Source organism: Streptomyces luteosporeus (assembly GCF_039532865.1).
Taxonomy (GTDB): domain Bacteria; phylum Actinomycetota; class Actinomycetes; order Streptomycetales; family Streptomycetaceae; genus Streptomyces; species Streptomyces luteosporeus.
Window position 1 is genome coordinate 119,009 of record NZ_BAAASL010000010.1, and the last position, 14,631, is coordinate 133,639.

The 14,631-nt window shown below is 72.6% G+C and carries 13 protein-coding genes; 11 read left to right on the top strand and 2 right to left on the bottom strand.

The genetic code is table 11. The features are described 5' to 3' along the window. Window positions 1-7: 7 nt before the first annotated feature. Window positions 8-1,177 carry a cysteine desulfurase family protein gene (locus ABD361_RS15360; protein WP_344435824.1) on the top strand — a complete coding sequence of 390 codons (1,170 nt, stop codon included), beginning with the start codon at window positions 8-10 and terminating at the stop codon, window positions 1,175-1,177. Here the strand turns inward: ABD361_RS15360 and ABD361_RS15365 are convergent. Further along, a complete protein-coding gene (locus ABD361_RS15365; protein ID WP_344435826.1) occupies window positions 1,174-1,833 on the bottom strand; it encodes an N-acetylmuramoyl-L-alanine amidase in 660 nt (219 codons plus the stop codon). The two genes, ABD361_RS15360 and ABD361_RS15365, sit on opposite strands and share 4 nt — an antisense overlap. A gap of 83 nt (window positions 1,834-1,916) precedes the next feature. Here ABD361_RS15365 and mnmA point away from each other — a divergent pair, with 83 nt between their 5' ends. Beyond that, on the top strand, window positions 1,917-3,074 hold the full coding sequence (gene mnmA, locus ABD361_RS15370; protein WP_344435828.1) for a tRNA 2-thiouridine(34) synthase MnmA: 1,158 nt from the start codon (window positions 1,917-1,919) through the stop codon (window positions 3,072-3,074). Between the two features lie 14 nt (window positions 3,075-3,088). On the opposite strand, the gene ABD361_RS15375 is transcribed toward mnmA, so the two are convergent. Further along, window positions 3,089-3,679 (bottom strand): hypothetical protein, encoded by a 591-nt coding sequence (locus ABD361_RS15375; protein ID WP_344435830.1) that lies wholly within the window; start codon window positions 3,677-3,679, stop codon window positions 3,089-3,091. A 220-nt stretch (window positions 3,680-3,899) separates the two neighbouring features. On the opposite strand from ABD361_RS15375, the gene ABD361_RS15380 reads away from it, so the two are divergent. From ABD361_RS15380 to gatB, 9 genes are all read left to right on the top strand, one after another. Continuing rightward, window positions 3,900-4,445 (top strand): LOG family protein, encoded by a 546-nt coding sequence (locus ABD361_RS15380; protein WP_344435831.1) that lies wholly within the window; start codon window positions 3,900-3,902, stop codon window positions 4,443-4,445. A gap of 19 nt (window positions 4,446-4,464) precedes the next feature. Continuing rightward, the gene (locus tag ABD361_RS15385; RefSeq protein WP_344435832.1) at window positions 4,465-5,163 is read left to right on the top strand and encodes an SDR family oxidoreductase; all 699 of its coding nucleotides are present in this window, start codon (window positions 4,465-4,467) and stop codon (window positions 5,161-5,163) included. 116 nt (window positions 5,164-5,279) lie between these two features. Then, window positions 5,280-6,311: a methionine synthase gene (locus ABD361_RS15390; RefSeq protein WP_344435834.1), complete on the top strand. Its 1,032-nt coding sequence runs from the start codon at window positions 5,280-5,282 to the stop codon at window positions 6,309-6,311. A gap of 34 nt (window positions 6,312-6,345) precedes the next feature. Next, window positions 6,346-8,577, top strand: coding sequence for an NAD-dependent DNA ligase LigA (gene ligA, locus ABD361_RS15395; protein WP_344435835.1), 2,232 nt, complete (start codon window positions 6,346-6,348; stop codon window positions 8,575-8,577). 173 nt (window positions 8,578-8,750) lie between these two features. Further along, a complete protein-coding gene (locus tag ABD361_RS15400; RefSeq protein ID WP_344435836.1) occupies window positions 8,751-10,853 on the top strand; it encodes a putative bifunctional diguanylate cyclase/phosphodiesterase in 2,103 nt (700 codons plus the stop codon). A 102-nt stretch (window positions 10,854-10,955) separates the two neighbouring features. Beyond that, window positions 10,956-11,252, top strand: a complete 297-nt coding sequence (gene gatC / locus ABD361_RS15405; RefSeq protein WP_344435837.1) for an Asp-tRNA(Asn)/Glu-tRNA(Gln) amidotransferase subunit GatC — start codon at window positions 10,956-10,958, stop codon at window positions 11,250-11,252. 6 nt (window positions 11,253-11,258) lie between these two features. Continuing rightward, entirely contained in the window at window positions 11,259-12,752 is a 1,494-nt protein-coding gene (gene gatA / locus ABD361_RS15410; RefSeq protein ID WP_344435838.1) for an Asp-tRNA(Asn)/Glu-tRNA(Gln) amidotransferase subunit GatA, read from the top strand. Beyond that, entirely contained in the window at window positions 12,749-13,003 is a 255-nt protein-coding gene (locus ABD361_RS15415; RefSeq protein ID WP_344435839.1) for a hypothetical protein, read from the top strand. The genes gatA and ABD361_RS15415 overlap by 4 nt, the downstream gene beginning before the upstream one ends. Window positions 13,004-13,026: 23 nt before the next feature. Next, complete coding sequence (gene gatB, locus ABD361_RS15420; protein WP_344435840.1) at window positions 13,027-14,535, top strand: Asp-tRNA(Asn)/Glu-tRNA(Gln) amidotransferase subunit GatB; 1,509 nt, start codon at window positions 13,027-13,029, stop codon at window positions 14,533-14,535. Window positions 14,536-14,631: the final 96 nt, after the last annotated feature.

A 14,631-nucleotide genomic window follows, 5' to 3' on the forward strand; every position in this document is an offset into this window, starting at 1 on the left:
TGCCACCATGGCCTACCTCGACCACGCCGCCACCACCCCCATGCTTCCGGAGGCGGTGCAGGCGATGACCGCCCAGCTCCCGCTCGCCGGCAACGCCTCGTCGCTGCACGCCGCCGGACGGCGGGCCCGCCGCACCGTGGAGGAGGCGCGCGAGTCCCTCGCCGCGGCCCTCGGCGCCCGCCCCAGCGAAGTGGTCTTCACCGCGGGCGGCACCGAGGCCGACAACCTCGCCGTCAAGGGCCTGTTCTGGGCACGGCGTGCCGCCGATCCGGCCCGCACGCGCGTGCTGGCCAGCCCCGTCGAGCACCACGCCGTGCTCGACGCCGTCGACTGGCTCGCCACGCACGAGGGGGCCACCGTCGAGTACCTCCCGGTCGACGCCCACGGCCGCGTGCACGCCGACGCCCTCCGCGAGGCCATCGTCCGCAACCCCGCCGACGTCGCCCTCGCCACCGTCATGTGGGCCAACAACGAGATCGGCACCGTCATGCCGGTGCGCGAACTGGCCGCCGTCGCCGCGGAATTCGACGTCCCGCTGCACGCCGACGCCGTCCAGGCCGTCGGTCAGCTCGACGTGGACTTCGCCGCCTCCGGGCTCGCCGCGATGACCGTCAGCGGCCACAAGATCGGCGGCCCGTACGGCATCGGCGCCCTCCTCCTGGGACGGCAGTACGCGCCCGTACCGCTGCTGCACGGCGGCGGCCAGGAACGCCACGTGCGCTCCGGCACCCTCGACGTCCCCGCCGTCGCCGCCTTCGCCGTCGCCGGCACGCTCGCCGCCGAACGCCGCGCCGGCTTCGCCCGCGACATCGGCGCCCTGCGCGACGAACTGATCACCGGCGTGCGGGAGGCGGTGCCGGACGCGGTCCTCGGCGGCGACCCCGACCCGGCCGGGCGGCTGCCCGGCAACGCGCACTTCTCCTTCCCCGGCTGCGAGGGCGACTCCCTGCTGCTGCTCCTGGACGCGCAGGGGATCGCCTGCTCGACGGGCTCGGCCTGCACGGCGGGCGTGGCGCAGCCCAGCCACGTCGTGCTGGCCACCGGGACGGACCCGGACCTGGCGCGCGGCACGCTGCGCTTCTCCCTGGGGCACACCTCGACGCGCGAGGACGTCGCGGCGGTCGTCGAGGCGATCGGCCCGGTGGTGGAGCGTGCACGCAGCGCGGGGCTGAGCTAGCCCGCCGTACGCGCCCGGCGCACCAGCCCTACGTACCGGTCCCAGTCCCAGTGCGGGCCGGGGTCCGTGTGGTCGGTGCCCGGCACCTCGGAGTGCGCCACGATGTGCTTCCGGTCCGCCGGGATCCCGTAGCGGGCGCAGATCCCCGCCGCTAGGCGGGCGGACGCGGCGTACATCGCGTCCGTGAAGTCGCCCGGCCGGTCCACGTACCCCTCGTGCTCGATGCCGACGCTGCGCTCGTTGAAGACGCGGTTCCCCGAGTGGAACGCCACGTCCAGCTCGCGGACGGTCTGCGCCACGTGTCCGTCCCGGCGCACGACGTAGTGGGCGGCGGCCTTGTGCAGGGGGTCGCGGAAGACCTGCAGGGCCTCCCCGTAGTCGCCCTCGACGACGTGGACGACGATCCGGTCGATCGCGTAGTCGTCGGGGCGGGAGGCCCGCCGCCAGTTCGCCGACGACGCGGCCACCCACTCGGCGCCCGGGTGGTCGACGGCCCCGTCGATCCGGGGCCTCTCCCGTCCCGTGACCCGCCACCACCAGCGCGCCAGCTCGTCCCGCTCCAGGTACCCCGCCGTGGCCGCCACGGCGCCCGCGGCCCCGATCAGCAGCCCGCGCCGGTCGATGCCGGGCCGTCTCTCCCGTTCCGTCCCCACCACGACCCACCCCCTTCCGCCCCTTCCGCACCGGACACGCGTGCGACAGCCGTCCGGTTCCGGGCACCCCGTACCCTGGGAGGGCTATGACTGACTTCTCCGGTGCACCTTCAGGCCCCCGCGACGGACGTCGCCTCCGTGTGCTCGCCGCCATGTCCGGCGGCGTGGACTCCGCCGTCGCCGCCGCGCGCGCCGTCGAGGCCGGGCACGACGTGACCGGCGTGCACCTCGCGCTGTCCGCGAACCCGCAGTCCTTCCGCACCGGTGCCCGCGGCTGCTGCACCATCGAGGACTCCCGCGACGCCCGCCGCGCCGCCGACGTCATCGGCATCCCCTTCTACTGCTGGGACCTCGCCGAGCGCTTCCGCGAGGACGTCGTCGAGGACTTCATCGCCGAGTACGAGGCCGGCCGCACCCCCAACCCGTGCCTGCGGTGCAACGAGAAGATCAAGTTCGCGGCGCTGCTGGACAAGGCGCTCGCCCTCGGCTTCGACGCGGTGTGCACCGGCCACTACGCCACGATCGTCCTCAAGGAGGACGGCACGCGCGAGCTGCACCGGGCCTCCGACATGGCCAAGGACCAGTCGTACGTCCTCGGTGTCCTCGACGAGCGCCAGCTGGCGCACGCGCTGTTCCCGCTGGGCGACACGATCACCACGAAGGAAGAGATCCGCGCCGAGGCGGAGCGCCGCGGCCTGGCCGTGGCGAAGAAGCCCGACAGCCACGACATCTGCTTCATCGCCGACGGCGACACCCAGGGCTTCCTGGCCAAGCGCCTGGGCAGGGCGGAAGGCGACATCGTCGACGAGTCCGGCGCCAAGCTGGGCACCCACGAGGGCGCGTACGGCTTCACCATCGGCCAGCGCAAGGGCCTGCGCATCGGCCACCCCGCCCCGGACGGCAAGCCGCGCTACGTCCTCGACATCTCGCCGGTGAACAACACGGTGACGGTCGGCCCGGCCGAGGCGCTGGACGTGTGCGCCCTCACCGCGATCAAGCCCCGCTGGTGCGGCGTCGCCCCCGAGGGCCCCGGCACGTACACCGCGCAGCTGCGTGCGCACGGCGGCGAGACCGAGGTGACGGCGGAGCTGGTGGACGGCGAGCTGCGCGTCCGCTTCGCCGAGCCGGTGCGCGGCGTGGCACCGGGCCAGGCGATCGTCCTGTACGACGGCACGCGCGTCGTCGGCTCGGCGACGATCGCGTCGACGGAGCGGGCGACCACCTCGTCGGCGGCCGCCCGCTAGACGTCCCTCCGGGATCAGGGCGCGATCGTCCGCGTCACGTTCGTGACCTCGCACTTGCCGCCGGTGCTCGGCGAGCCCGCCTTGGGCACGTACGGGGTCGAGACGTCGAGGTTCTCCGTCTTGCCGGGGGAGACGTAGGGGATCGAGGGGTTGCGGACGGTGACCTTGCCCGTGGGGTCGGTGAACTGCACCGTGAGGCGGTAGGTGTACTTCAGCGTCGCGCTGCTGTTGGTGGCGCTGAGCTTCGCCGTGATGCCGAGGCGGTCGCTGTAGGCGCAGTCGTTGATCTTGATGTCGCGCATGGCGTCGTTGCGGCTGCCGCCGATGCCGCCCCCGGTGGTGGAGCCGGAGGACGTGCTGCCCGTGCCGCTGGTGGTGCCGCTGCCCGTGCCGCCCGAGGTGAAGCCGCCCGACGAGGAGTCGCTGCCCGTGGAGCCGCCGGTGGTACCGCCGCTCGTCGACGTGCTGCCGCTGTCGGAGGACGAGTGGTGGCTGCCGCCGTGGCTGGACCCGCCGCAGCTGCCGCCGTGGTGACCGCGCGCACCGGTCAGGGCCACGACGCAGACGCCGAAGACCGCGGCCGCGCGGACATGACGAAGCTTCACGCTGGAACTCCCCCGTTGGAGTGACTGGATCTATGACTGGATTTTGCCGTCTCTTGACGAGCGCACGTCACGCTAACAACGTCCTTACACCCCGCCAAATCCAGGAGTGTTCTGTGACACCCCCGCGACCGAACGGGTTCCGAACCGCTACCGGGGGTGGCTGAAAACGGGTCATATGCGCGAGGCTGCAGGGGTGGTACGACCCGCGTACCGTGATGCCATGCACATCACCGTCTTCTGCTCGGCCGCCGACCTGGACGAGCGTTACACCGCCCCCGCCCGCGAGTTCGCCGAACTCATCGGCAAGGGAGGACACACCCTCGTGTGGGGCGGCTCGGAGTCGGGGCTGATGAAGGTGATGGCCGACGGCGTGCAGGAGCACGGGGGCCGGCTGGTGGGGGTCTCGGTGGAGTTCCTCGCGGCGAAGGCCCGGAAGAACGCCGACGAGATGGTCATCGCCAAGGACCTCGGCGAGCGCAAGGCCCAACTGCTCGCGCGGGGCGACGCGATCGTGGTGCTGGTCGGCGGGACGGGCACGCTGGACGAGGCGACCGAGATCCTGGAGCTGAAGAAGCACGGGCTGCACGACAAGCCGGTCGTGCTGCTGAACGCGGCGGGGTTCTACGACGGCCTGCTGCAGCAGTTCCGCCGGATGGAGGCGGAGGGCTTCCTGCCGCGCCCCCTGGCGGACCTGGTGTTCTTCGCCGAGGACGGCGCCGCGGCGATGGCGTACCTGGAGGAGTCCGCGGCCCCGCGCCAGGCCTGACGTAGGGCAAGCTGGGGGCATGGCAACACATCTGATCACCGGTTCCGGGTCGGGCATCGGCGAGGCCGTCGCCCGGCGGCTGCACGAGCGGGGGGACGAGCTGTGGCTCGTGGCCCGGGACGCCGGGCGGGCCAAGGAGCTGGCCGCGCGCTTCCCCGGTGCGCGCACCCTCGTGGCCGACCTGGAGAACCCCGACCGGCTGTCGTGGGCCCTGGGCCACCAGGAGCTGCCCGACCGGCTGGACTCCCTGCTGCACGTCGCCGGCGTCGCTGACCTGGGCGCGGTGGGGGAGCTGACCACCAAGACCTGGAACCGCACCCTCGCGGTCAACCTCGTCGCCCCGGCCGAGCTGACGCGACTGCTGCTGCCGCAGCTGCGCGTCTCCAAGGGGCACGTGGTCTTCGTCAACTCCGGTGCCGGTCTGCGCGCCAACCCCCAGTGGGGTGCGTACGCGGCCAGCAAGCACGGCCTGAAGGCGCTCGCCGACTCGCTGCGCGCCGAGGAGCACACCAACGGCGTGCGGGTCACCAGCGTCTACCCGGGCCGCGTGGCCACGCCCATGCAGGTGCGCGTGCGCCAGCAGGAGGGCGCCGCGTACGACGGCGAGAAGTGGATCGACCCCCAGTCGGTGGCCGCCACCATGCTGCTCGCCCTGGACCTGCCGCGGGACGCGGAGGTCCACGACCTGTCGGTGCGCCCGGGCTACTCCGGGAGCTAGTGCAGCGCCCCGTAGGGGCGCGGGGAACTGGGCGACAAGCCACGACGCGCCCGCGCGGCGGCAGCCGCAGATCGACACTGCCCCGCGCCCCTTACGGGGCGTCGTAGGCTTCCCCGGTGAGCCACAACAGCGAGAACAGTAAGTCGAAGGTGTGGGGCGCCGGGGCCGCCACCGGCGTCGGTTCGATGCCGGGGGAGGACGCCCGCGAGGCCGCGAAGACCGTCACCGGGTCGCTGGAGGCGCTGCCCCACCTGCCGGAGCTGCCCGCGCGCGGCCCGGGCGCCGACATGATCGGGCGGACGGCCGGTCTCCTGGTCGACGTGTACGCGCACGTGGAGCCCAGCGGCTGGCGGATCAGCGACCGGCCCGGGCGCGACACCCGGCGGGCCCGGGCCTGGCTGGGCGAGGACCTGGACGCGCTGGAGGAGTTCGCCCAGGGCCACGAGGGCGCGCTGAAGGTCTCCGCCGTCGGGCCCTGGACGCTCGCCGCCTCCCTGGAGCTGCGCGGCGGCGAGGCCGCCCTGAGCGATGCCGGCGCCTGCCGGGACCTCACGGCCTCGCTCGCCGAGGGCCTGCGCGCCCACCTGGCGGACGTGCGCCGCCGGGTGCCGGGCGCGCGGCCGGTGCTGCAGCTGGACGAGCCGTCGCTGCCGGCCGTGCTGGCCGGGCAGGTGCGCACGGCCAGCGGCTACCGCACCCACCGGGCGGTGGACCGGGCCGTCGTCGAGGGCGCGCTGCGGGAGCTCGCGGCGGTCGCGAAGGAGGCCGGGGCCCCGCTCGTCGTGCACTCGTGCGCCCCCGGCGTGCCCTTCCAGCTGCTGCGCAGGGCGGGCGCCGATGCCGTGTCGTTCGATTTCTCGCTGCTCACCGAGCGTGAGGACGACGCGCTGGGCGAGGCGGTGGAGGCCGGCACCACGCTGTTCGCGGGCGTCGTGCCCGGCGTGGACGGCCGATTGTCGGACCCTGCCGGTAGCGTCATGGGTGTCAGGACGCTGTGGCGCAGGCTGGGGCTGGCCCCGGGGACTTTGAGCGAGTCCGTGGTGGTCACTCCCGCGTGCGGGCTCGCGGGCGCTTCGCCCGCCTATGCCCGCGCGGTGCTCGCCCATTGCGTCCGGGCGGCGAAATCACTCGCAGACAACCCTGAGTGACGGTGCTCGGGGGCGCAACGGGAGGAACGAGACGGTGGCGGTCGAACGGGACGGCAAAGAGCTCGCGGGCAGTACGAGCACGAGCACGACGCCCGCGGAGGCGCGGGAGAAGCACGCCCTGCTCGCCGAGCAGATCGAGGAGCACCGCTTCCGCTATTACGTGAAGGACGCTCCCGTCATCAGCGACGCCGAGTTCGACAAGCTGATGCGCTCCCTGGAGGAGCTGGAGGAGCGCCACCCGGAGCTGCGCAGCCCCGACTCGCCCACGCAGAAGGTGGCCGGGCAGTACGAGACGGAGTTCGCCGAGGTCGCCCACCGCGAGCGGATGCTCTCCCTCGACAACGCCTTCGACGACGAGGAGCTCACCGTCTGGGCCGAGCGCGTCGCCAAGGACATCGGCGAGGGCACGCCGTACCACTTCCTGTGCGAGCTCAAGGTCGACGGTCTTGCGGTCAACCTCACCTACGAGCACGGCCGGCTCACCCGCGCCGCCACCCGCGGGGACGGCCGTACCGGCGAGGACATCACGCCCAACATCCGCACCATCTCGGACGTGCCCGAGCAGCTCAAGGGCAAGCGGATCCCCGCCCTGGTCGAGGTGCGCGGCGAGGTCTACTTCCCGGTGGAGAAGTTCGAGGAGCTCAACGCGCGCCTGGTGGAGGCCGGCAAGCCGCCCTTCGCCAACCCGCGCAACGCCGCCGCGGGCTCCCTGCGGCAGAAGGACCCCAAGGTCACCGCCTCCCGCCCGCTGCACATGGTGGTGCACGGCGTCGGCGCCCGCGAGGGCTTCGCCATCGAGCGCCAGTCGCAGGCGTACGAGCTGCTGCGCGAGTGGGGCCTGCCCACCGCCGCGCACGCCAAGGTGCTGGACTCGCTGGCGGAGGTCCGCACGTTCATCGCGCACTACGGCGACCCCGACGTGCGGCACTCGATGGAGCACGAGATCGACGGCGTGGTCGTCAAGCTCGACGAGATCGCGCTGCAGGGCCGCCTCGGCTCCACCTCCCGCGCGCCCCGCTGGGCGATCGCCTGGAAGTACCCGCCGGAGGAGGTCAACACCAAGCTGCTCGACATCCGTGTGGGTGTCGGCCGCACCGGCCGGGTCACGCCGTACGCGGTGGTGGAGCCGGTCACGGTCGCCGGCTCGGAGGTGGAGTTCGCCACCCTGCACAACCAGGAGGTCGTCAAGGCCAAGGGCGTGCTCATCGGCGACACCGTCGTGCTGCGCAAGGCGGGTGACGTCATTCCCGAGATCCTCGGCCCGGTGTCCGACCTGCGCGACGGCACCGAACGGGAGTTCGTGATGCCCGCGCAGTGCCCCGAGTGCGGGACAGAGCTGCGCCCGATGAAGGAGGGCGACATCGACCTCCGCTGCCCCAACGCCCGGGCCTGCCCCGCCCAGATCCGCGAACGACTGTTCTATCTCGCCGGCCGCAAGTGCCTGGACATCGAGAACCTCGGCTACGTGGCCGCCACCGCGCTCACCCAGCCGCTGGAGCCCTCCGAGCCGCCGCTGCGCAACGAGGGCGACCTGTTCGACCTGACCATCGACGAGCTGCTGCCCATCAAGTCCTACGTGGTCGACCCGGACTCCGGTCTGCCCAAGCGCGACCCGGAGACGGGCGAGCCGAAGGTCGTCACCTTCTTCGCCAACCAGAAGGGCGAGCCGAAGAAGAACACGGAGTCGATGCTCGCCAACATCGAGGCCGCCAAGCAGCGGCCGCTGGCCCGCATCCTGACCGGCCTGTCCATCCGGCACGTGGGCCCGGTCGCGGCCGTCGCGCTGGCCCGCGAGTTCCGCTCGATCGACCGGATCGCCGAGGCGGACGAGGAGGAGCTGGCCGCCGTCGAGGGCGTGGGCGGCATCATCGCGGCCTCGGTCAAGGAGTGGTTCGCCGAGGACTGGCACCGCGAGATCGTGGCCAAGTGGAAGGCCGCGGGCGTGCGGATGGAGGAGGAGGCCGCCGAGGACGAGGGTCCGCGTCCGCTGGCCGGACTGACCGTCGTCGTCACCGGCACCCTCGCCGGCTACACGCGCGACGCGGCCAAGGAGGCCCTGCAGCAGCGCGGAGCGAAGGTGACCGGGTCGGTGTCGAAGAAGACCGACTTCGTGGTCGTCGGCGACAACCCCGGCTCCAAGTTCGACAAGGCGATGCAGCTGAAGGTTCCCGTGCTCGAAGAGGACGCCTTCGTCGTACTCCTGAACGAAGGGCCGGAGGCGGCGCGCGCGGCGGCCGTGCCCCAGGAGGCCACCCCCGCGGAGTAATGCCCGCATAGTCAGTGGGCATTACCCCTACAGCGCGTACCAGATGGCTACAGAACGCCGGATCGCATTCGGGCAACCGCTGCCGATCGCTGCCCGCCGTAGCCTTCTGCGGCCTACTGTTGAGATGTGCGCCTGCCGTGACGCGGGCACCGCCGGCTGTGAGAGGGACGGGCATGAAACCCACCGACAGCGCCGAACCGGCATCACGGTTGCGCCGGCTCTCCCCACCCACGCTGCCCACGGTCTGCGTGACCCTGGCCGCGCTCACCCTCGCCGGCGGCGTCCTCGGCGAGCTCGCCGGCGGACACGCCCTCTTCCCCGGCGGCACCGCCGGCTGGGCGCTGGCCGCGCTGACCGCGCTCATCGTCGTCCACCTCGTCGCCCTCGGCAGGGACCGCTGGTGGGGCGGCACCGGATCCGGTGCCGCCCTCACCCTCGCGGTGCTCCTGCTGTACGGCTGGGTGCCCGCCGCCCTCGCCGGCGTCGCCGTCGTCACCCTCGTCACCGCCGCCCGCCGGCACCGATGGCGCCAGGCATTACTCCACGGCGCGGTCGACGTCCTCGGCATCGCCGCCGCCGGGCTCGGCCTCGCCGCCCTGGGAGCGGGCCCCGGCGTCGACGCCCCCTGGCTGCCCGACACCTGGACCCCCGCGGCCGTCCCCAAGATCGCCGCCGCCGCGTTCTGCTACCTCGCCGTCACCCGCGCCCTGCTGTGGCGCTCCATGGCCCCGCGCGCCGCGCTCACCTCCATCGCGCGCACCGCACTGCTGCGCCAGGCCCTTGTCGGCGGCGCCCTGCTCGGCATCGCCCCGCTCATCGCCGTCGTCGCCGACCACTCGCCCGTCCTGCTGCCCCTGTTCGCCGTCCCCCTCGTCGCCCTGGACTCCACCCTGTGGATCGCCCGCGCCCGCGCCGAGGAACAACTGCGCGACCCCCTCACCGGCCTGCCCAACCGCCAGTGGCTGCTGGAGCGCACCTGGACCGCCCTCGACGAGGCCGAACAGGCCGGTGCCCGCACCGCCCTCGTCCTGATCGACCTCGACCGCTTCCGATCGGTGAACGACACGCTCGGACACCTCGCCGGCGACCGGCTGCTGCTGCAGATAGCGGAACGGCTGCGCCTGGCCCTGCCGCGCGACGCGGAGGCCGCCCGCCTCGGCGGCGACGAGTTCGCCGTCCTGCTGCCCGTCACCGACTCCCTCACCAGCGCCCAGCGCGTCGCCCGCTCCCTCGTCGCCGACCTCGGCTCCCCCCTCGACCTCGACGGGCTCACCCTCGTCCTCGAAGCCAGCGCCGGCGTCGCCGTCTACCCCGACCACGCCCTCGACGCCGAGGGGCTGCTGCGCCGCGCCGACGTCGCGATGTACCAGGCCAAGCGCGACCGCAGCGGCGTGGAGGTCTACGAGGCCCGCCGCGACGGCAACACGCCCGACCGGCTCGGCCTGCTCGGCGACCTGCGCCGCGCCCTCGAAGCCGGCGACGTCGAACTGCACTACCAGCCCAAGGTCGGCTTCGACGGCCACGTCGAGGGCCTGGAGGCGCTGGTGCGCTGGGTCCACCCCGAGCGCGGCCGGGTCTCGCCGGACGAGTTCATCGCCATCGCCGAGTCCTCCGGGCTGATGCCCCGCCTGACCGAGTACGTCCTGGAGACCGCCCTCGGGCAGGTCGCCAAGTGGCGGGCGATGGGCCTGGAGGTGCCCGTCGCCGTCAACGTCTCGCCGCGCGACGTGCACACCCCCGGCTTCGCCGGCTCCGTCGCCGCCCGCCTCGCCCGGCACGGCGTCCCGCCGGGAGCCCTGCAACTGGAGATAACCGAGCACGTGCTCCTGGAGGACCCCCAGCGGGCGGCCGACACGCTGGCCGGGCTGACCGGGCACGGGGTGAAGATGTCGCTCGACGACTTCGGCACCGGCTACTCCTCCCTGGTCCACCTGCGCCGGCTGCCGGTCAGCGAGCTGAAGATCGACCGCTCCTTCGTGGCCCGGCTCGCCATCGACAACGAGGACGCCGAGATCGTCCGCTGCACGCTGGACCTCGCGCATTCCCTGGGCCTGCTCGTCGTCGCCGAGGGCGTCGAGGACGACGAGACGTGGGAGCGGCTGCGCGACCTGGGCTGCGACGCGGTGCAGGGGTGGCTGGTGGCGGCCGCGATGCCGCCGGACGAGACGACGGCGTGGCTGCGGCTGCGCCACGAATCCGGCTGGCGCCGGGTGCCCCTGGCCACGGAGGCCGTTCCCGCCCCGGACCCCGACGCGGCGGACCAGCCGGTGACGTAGCGCTGTCCCGGCTCCGCCACGGAAACGCATTTCGCGGGCAGGGGTCGCTGAGCCATAGGATTGGGCCGAAACCCAATACATCCCACCCTTGAGGATCGCTGCATGCCTGGCATCACGCGCGAGGAGGTCGCCCACCTCGCCCGGCTGTCGCGTCTGGAGCTGAAGGACGAAGAGCTCGACCACTTCGCCGGACAGCTCGACGTGATCATCGGCGCGGTCGCCCGCGTTTCCGATGTGGCCGACGAGGACGTACCCCCGACCTCCCACCCGCTGCCCCTGACCAACGTCATGCGGGCGGACGAGGTCCGCCCGTCGCTGACCCCCCAGGAGGCGCTCTCCGGCGCCCCCGCCCAGGAGCAGCAGCGTTTCAAGGTGCCGCAGATCCTGGGGGAGGACTGAACCGCGATGACTGACATCATCAAGCTCACCGCGGCCGAGATCGCCGAGAAGATCGCCTCCGGCGAGCTCACGGCCGTCGAGGTCACCGAGGCCCACCTGGCCCGCATCGACGCCGTCGACGAGAAGGTGCACGCCTTCCTGTACGTCGACCGCGAGGGCGCGCTCGCCCAGGCCCGTGAGGTCGACGCCAAGCGCGAGCGCGGCGAGAGGCTCGGCCCGCTGGCCGGCGTCCCGCTGGCGCTGAAGGACATCTTCACCACGAAGGGCGTCCCGACCACCGTCGGCTCGAAGATCCTCGAAGGCTGGATCCCGCCGTACGACGCGACGCTCACCAAGCGCCTGAAGGACGCCGACGTCGTCATCCTCGGCAAGACCAACATGGACGAGTTCGCCATGGGGTCCTCCACCGAGAACAGCGCCTACGGCCCCACCGGCAACCCCTGGGACCTCACCAAGATCCCCGGCGGTTCCGGCGGCGGTTCCTCCGCCGCCCTTGCCGCCTACCAGGCGCCCTTGGCCATCGGCACCGACACCGGTGGCTCGATCCGCCAGCCCGCGGCCGTCACCGCGACCGTCGGCGTCAAGCCCACCTACGGCGCGGTCTCCCGCTACGGCATGGTGGCGTTCTCCTCCTCCCTCGACCAGGGCGGCCCGTGCGCCCGTACGGTCCTGGACGCGGCCCTGCTGCACGAGGTGATCGCCGGCCACGACCCGCTGGACTCCACCTCCATCGACGCCCCGGTCCCGCCGGTCGTCGAGGCGGCCCGCAACGGCTCGGTCGCCGGCATGCGCGTCGGCGTCGTCAAGCAGTTCCGCGGCGAGGGCTACCAGGCCGGCGTCCTGCAGCGCTTCGACGAGTCGGTCGAGCTGCTCAAGGAGCTGGGCGCGGAGATCGTCGAGGTGGACTGCCCGTCCTTCGACCTCGCGCTCGCCGCGTACTACCTGATCGCGCCCTCGGAGTGCTCCTCCAACCTGGCCCGCTTCGACGGCCTGCGCTACGGCCTGCGGGCCGGTGACGACGGCAGCCGCTCGGCCGAGGACGTCACCGCCCTGACCCGCGAGGCCGGCTTCGGCGCCGAGGTCAAGCGGCGCATCATGCTGGGCACGTACGCCCTGAGCTCCGGCTACTACGACGCGTACTACGGCTCGGCCCAGAAGGTCCGCACGCTCATCTCGCGCGACTTCGACAAGGCGTTCGAGCAGGTCGACGTGATCGTCTCGCCGACGACGCCGACCACCGCCTTCGCGATCGGCGAGCGCGTCGACGACCCGATGGCGATGTACCTGGCCGACCTGTGCACCATCCCGACCAACCTCGCGGGCAACGCGGCCATGTCGCTGCCGTGCGGCCTCGCGCCGGAGGACGGGCTCCCGGTGGGCCTGCAGATCATCGCCCCCGCCATGAAGGACGACCGGCTCTACAAGGTCGGTGCCGCGGTCGAGGCCGCGTTCACCGAGCGCTGGGGCCACCGACTGCTGGAGGAGGCACCGTCGCTGTGAGCACCGACAAGAAGAGCGCGCTGAAGAAGGCCAAGGGCTTCAAGAAGTCCAAGGCCGGCACGTACCTGTCCATCGGCACCACGCTGTTCGGCGCGGTGAGCGTGATCAAGCAGGTGAAGTCCGCCCGCACCGAGCAGGACACGCTCCAGCTGGTCGACGCGGTCGTCTCCGCCGCCGCCATCGCCACCGGCGTCGCCCTGCTCGTCCGCGAGCTGCGCCGCATGAACAGCGACGACGTCCTCGCGGGCTAGCCGGGACTGAGAGGTAAATTTCCGTGACCGTCACTGAACTGGTGTCGTACGAGGACGCGCTGGCGACCTACGAGCCCGTCATGGGCCTCGAGGTGCACGTCGAGCTCGGCACCAAGACCAAGATGTTCTGCGGGTGCGCCACCGAGCTGGGCGCCGAGCCCAACTCGCAGACGTGCCCCACCTGCCTCGGCCTGCCCGGCTCCCTCCCGGTCGTCAACGCCACGGCCGTGGAGTCCGCCGTGAAGATCGGCCTCGCGCTGAACTGCGAGATCGCCGAGTGGTGCCGCTTCGCCCGGAAGAACTACTTCTATCCGGACATGCCGAAGAACTTCCAGACCTCCCAGTACGACGAGCCGATCGCCTTCAACGGCTACCTGGACGTCCAGCTGGAGGACGGCGAGGTCTTCCGCGTGGAGATCGAGCGCGCCCACATGGAGGAGGACACCGGCAAGTCCACGCACGTGGGCGGTGCCACCGGCCGCATCCACGGCGCCCAGCACTCCCTGCTGGACTACAACCGCGCCGGCATCCCGCTCATCGAGATCGTCACCAAGCCGATCACCGGTGCGGGCGAGCGCGCCCCCGAGGTCGCCAAGGCGTACGTCGCCGAGCTGCGCGAGCTCATCAAGGCGCTCGGCGTCTCCGAGGCCCGCATGGAGATGGGCCAGATGCGCTGCGACGTCAACCTGTCGCTGATGCCGAAGGGCTCCTCGACGTTCGGCACCCGCTCGGAGACGAAGAACGTCAACTCCCTGCGGTCCGTCGAGCGCGCGACCCGCTACGAGATCATGCGGCACGCGGCGGTACTGTCCTCCGGCGGCACCATCGTGCAGGAGACCCGGCACTTCCACGAGGACGACGGCAGCACGACGTCGGGCCGCATCAAGGAAGAGGCCGAGGACTACCGCTACTTCCCCGAGCCGGACCTGGTGCCGGTGGCCCCCGCCCGCGCGTGGGTCGAGGAGCTGCGGGGGAGCCTGCCCGAGCTGCCGCGCGTGCGCCGCAACCGGCTGCGCGAGGAGTGGGGCATCTCCCAGCACGACATGCAGTCGATCCTCAACGCGGCCGCGGTCGACCTGATCGAGGCCACCATCGAGGCCGGCGCCGACTCCGCGGCCGCCCGCAAGTGGTGGATGGGCGAGCTGGCCCGCCGGGCCAACGAGGAGGGCGTCGCCCTCGCGATGCTGCCGGTCACCCCGGCGCAGGTCGCCCGGATCGCGGCGCTGGTCGCCGAGGGCTCCCTCAACGACAAGCTGGCCCGCCAGGTCTTCGAGGGCGTGCTGGCCGGCGAGGGCGAGCCGGACGAGGTCGTCGAGAAGCGCGGTCTGAAGCTGGTCTCCGACGACAGCGCGCTGGGCACGGCCGTGGACGAGGCCATCGCGGCCAACGCGGCCATCGCCGACAAGATCCGCGCCGGCAAGGTCGCGGCGGCCGGTGCGCTGGTCGGCGCGGTCATGAAGGCCACCCGCGGCCAGGCGGACGCGGCTCGTGTGCGCGAGCTCATCCTGGAGAAGCTGGGCGTCGAGGGCTAAAGGCCCGCTCGTCAAAGCACGTGAACGGCCGTCCCTCCTGTGAGGGGCGGCCGTTTTCGTGTCCGGGCCTGGCCCGCCGTCAGGTGCTGGCCGGAA

Excerpts from the sequence above, each read along its gene's own strand:
- ABD361_RS15360 (WP_344435824.1), top strand. The coding sequence starts at position 8 with ATGGCCTACCTCGACCACGCCGCCACCACCCCCATGCTTCCGGAGGCG.
- mnmA (WP_344435828.1), top strand. The coding sequence starts at position 1,917 with ATGACTGACTTCTCCGGTGCACCTTCAGGCCCCCGCGACGGACGTCGC.
- ABD361_RS15380 (WP_344435831.1), top strand. The coding sequence starts at position 3,900 with ATGCACATCACCGTCTTCTGCTCGGCCGCCGACCTGGACGAGCGTTAC.
- ABD361_RS15385 (WP_344435832.1), top strand. The coding sequence starts at position 4,465 with ATGGCAACACATCTGATCACCGGTTCCGGGTCGGGCATCGGCGAGGCC.
- ABD361_RS15400 (WP_344435836.1), top strand. The coding sequence starts at position 8,751 with ATGAAACCCACCGACAGCGCCGAACCGGCATCACGGTTGCGCCGGCTC.
- gatC (WP_344435837.1), top strand. The coding sequence starts at position 10,956 with ATGCCTGGCATCACGCGCGAGGAGGTCGCCCACCTCGCCCGGCTGTCG.
- gatA (WP_344435838.1), top strand. The coding sequence starts at position 11,259 with ATGACTGACATCATCAAGCTCACCGCGGCCGAGATCGCCGAGAAGATC.